At 76.6% G+C, this 717-nt stretch carries 1 protein-coding gene; it reads right to left on the bottom strand.

Features of this window, described 5'->3' with window-relative positions:
• Positions 1-201: 201 nt before the first annotated feature.
• Positions 202-717 (bottom strand): phosphotransferase (locus KUM32_RS42345; protein WP_217146903.1); only part of this gene is annotated, 516 nt, incomplete at its 5' end.

The following is a 717-nucleotide window of genomic DNA, read 5'->3' as shown; positions in this document are numbered from 1 at the left end:
CTCTAGCGGCGGCCGGGCCCGTCGTCGCCCGCTACGACGGGGTCAACCCCCCATAACGCGCCCGGCTTTGCTCCCCCGCCTCGTACGCCCCCGTCGCACCACCCGGCCGCCGCGGGCCCGCTCACCGTCGGGGAGCCACCTGGAGCCAGCTGGAGCCGCCGCCAGCCACCGCATCCACCGCGAGCCCCGCCGTCGAGCCGGTCAGCCCCAGGTCAGCGGGTCGAGGTGGAGGTAGAAGCGCAGGCGGTCGTGGTCCAGGGCGACGCCGTACCGCTCGGCGAACGCCGCGTCCGCGGCCCGGGCCCGCGCCTCGTCCGGCCAGGTCTCGCGCGCGTTGGTGAGCAGCAGCGCCAGGTCGGCGTGGCGGTCGGCGAGGCCGAGGCGGCCCAGGTCGATGAAGCCCGACACGTCGAGGGTGCGCGGGTCGAGGAGGATGTTGGGCAGACACAGGTCCCCGTGGCTGACGACCGTGTCGGCCGCCTCCTGCTCCCGCCGCAGGGCGAGCTGCCCGGTGAGGCGGGCCAGCAACTCCCGGGGAGGGGTGTGCCGCTGCTCCTCGGGGAGGAAGTCCGGGTTCACGGCGTCCCGGGACACGACGTCGCGCGCCACGGCGACCACGCCGTCAAGACCCCGCCGGAACGGGCACTCCGCCACCGGCACCGCGTGCAGCCGACGGACCGCGTCGGCGACGCGCTCCCAGGCGGCCCGCAGCTCGTC

The organism is Streptomyces sp. AC627_RSS907 (assembly GCF_019049165.1).
This window is presented reverse-complemented; position numbering and strand designations above follow the sequence as displayed.